The sequence below is a fragment of the Loigolactobacillus backii genome, from assembly GCF_003946275.1.
Lineage (GTDB): Bacteria > Bacillota > Bacilli > Lactobacillales > Lactobacillaceae > Loigolactobacillus > Loigolactobacillus backii.
This window is the reverse complement of record NZ_RHNQ01000048.1, coordinates 1-2432: the sequence shown is the minus strand read 5'-3', so window position 1 is coordinate 2432 and position 2432 is coordinate 1. Positions and strand designations below refer to the sequence as shown.

Genomic DNA, 2432 nt, shown 5'->3' with positions numbered 1-2432 from the left:
TGCGAAGCACTTGAACTTGCAGCACTTGATGGATTATTAGCAGCATCACTATTAGCTGTTGAAGCAGCTGTATTAGCAGCTGAGCTGGCGACACTAGCAGCACTTGAGGCTGTGGAAGCATCACTGGCAGCCGTTGACGCAGCGGAGCTGGCAATGTTTTCAGCTGAACTTGCAACTGAAGCATCACTTGCGGCAGCACTTGAATTACCGGCTGCAGCATCACTGTTAGCAGCACTGGCTGCTGAGCTAGCAGTTGAAGCAGCTGAACTTGCTGTTGTAGCAGCACTTGAAGCATCACTGGCAGCACTTGAAGCTACGCTTGATGCTGAACTTGCTGTTGAGGCAGCTGAACTGACTGCTGAATTATTTGGATCAGCGTTTGCTGCACTTGAAGCAACATTAGCCGATGAACTAGCTTCGCTAGCAGATTTACCTGCGTCAGATGCAGAGCTTGATGCGTTAGAAGCATCTTTACCTGCGTCCGTTGCATAACTACCTGCTTCGCTAGCTGATGAACTTGCAGCACTTGATTCACCGCTAGTTGGTGTACTTGTACCACTTGTTGGTGTTGAAGTACCACTAGTTGGCGTGCTTGTACCACTTGTTGGTGTTGAAGTACCGCTAGTTGGTGTACTTGTGCCACTTGTTGGTGTCGAAGTACCGCTAGTTGGTGTGCTTGTACCACTTGTTGGTGTTGAAGTACCGCTAGTTGGTGTACTTGTGCCACTTGTTGGTGTCGAAGTACCGCTAGTTGGTGTGCTTGTACCACTTGTTGGTGTTGAAGTACCGCTAGTTGGTGTACTTGTGCCACTTGTTGGTGTCGAAGTACCGCTAGTTGGTGTGCTTGTACCACTTGTTGGTGTTGAAGTACCGCTAGTTGGTGTACTTGTGCCACTTGTTGGTGTCGAAGTACCGCTAGTTGGTGTACTTGTGCCACTTGTTGGTGTTGAAGTACCAGTAGCCGTATAAGTTACATCAACATTCTTGGCAGTTGGCGCAGCAGCTCCTGCACTTAAATCAAAGGTTGCCGTGACTGGATCTGCAGTATAACCATCAACTGCTGGTGAATTAACTGAAATTGTATATCCAGTAGCAGTAGCAGTTACTGTAGTTCCTTCAGTTAGATCAGGTGCCTCAGGGCTCCAAAGTGTATCACCGGCGCCATTAGTACTTTGATCCCAAGTTACTGTAATAGTATCAGTAGCTGGTGTATTATCGCCAGCACCAGAATAAGTTACTGTATATTTAACATCTTGTGCAGTATTTTCAGCAGTAAAGGTAGCAGTAGCTTCAGTACTGAGTAACGTGTTACCGGCCTCATCAACGATTGATGATTGTGCGGCTACAGTGTCACCTACGTTAGCATCAGCTGGCGCAAAATGAACTGTGTAACTACCATCGTCACCTGCAGTTGCCGTTTGATTAACACGAGTGTTAGTTTCACGAACAGTAACTTCAGCATTTGGTGTAGCTGTACCAACAACATCAAAACCATCAGTTTCGTTACCAACAGCTGAGTTAATAGCAACTTCTGGTGTTTCAGTCGATGTATTAGTGTTACCACTATCACCTGGCGTATTATCAGTTGGTGTTGCGCTAGCGTAAGTATCAGCATAGGTAGACATCGTTGAATAACTGTTATCTTGGAAGCCAGTGTCTAAATACCAACCATTATTATCATTGTAAAGAGTAACACCATTACCATAGATAAATGTTCCTGCTTTAACAGAAATCTTAGTTGGTTGTCCATCATAAGTTTCATCACTAGGATTATTCACTGTAAGTGAACTACCAACCTTCAATTCAGTTAACTTACCTGTCTGAGCATCATACATGTAAGCCTTTTGGTTACCGTTCTTCTTATCAACGTACGCCTGATATACAGCCTCGTATTCAGCGTCATATGCGTTGGTAATTAACTTGTTAGTATCGGTAACACTAGTTCCAGCAGTTACATCGCCACTAGAAAGTTGATATGCGGAAGCATTTGGATCTGAAGCAGTCCCAGCCTCAGCGTCTGCGGCAGCGGCCGAATCAGCCCCAGAACGCAAATCGCCATTCTTTTGAAAGGCTTGATACGTAAGTGTATAAACACCATCATGGCCTAACTGAGTACTTGTAAAGCCTGCGTCACCGACTTTGTAATCCTTATCAAAGGAAAGTCCGTTAGAACTCTTGGTTGCAACGTCAGAAGCATAAGACGCTTCAGTCCCGCCTAAATAATCGGCTCTATACTTTTTCCTGTTGATAGTTTACAAATGGTAAACTATTAACAGGATTTTTTGTGCCTTTGAATTTACAATTTAAGGACAGAAAAAGAGCTCACAGCCCTCATCCAAAAAATCCACCCACTACAGTATCATTTGAAAGGATATGAGAAAACCGTGAACCCTATAGACAATCATATAAAATTTGCGCTCAGTATTAAAGAC

1 protein-coding gene is annotated in these 2432 nt (G+C 44.4%); it reads right to left on the bottom strand.

All coding sequences use genetic code 11. From position 1 onward, the window contains the following. Window positions 1-2051, bottom strand: a 2051-nt coding sequence (locus tag EKM61_RS08780; protein ID WP_191983598.1) for a hypothetical protein, incomplete at its 3' end; no start/stop codon positions are given. Between the last annotated feature and the right edge of the window lie 381 nt (window positions 2052-2432).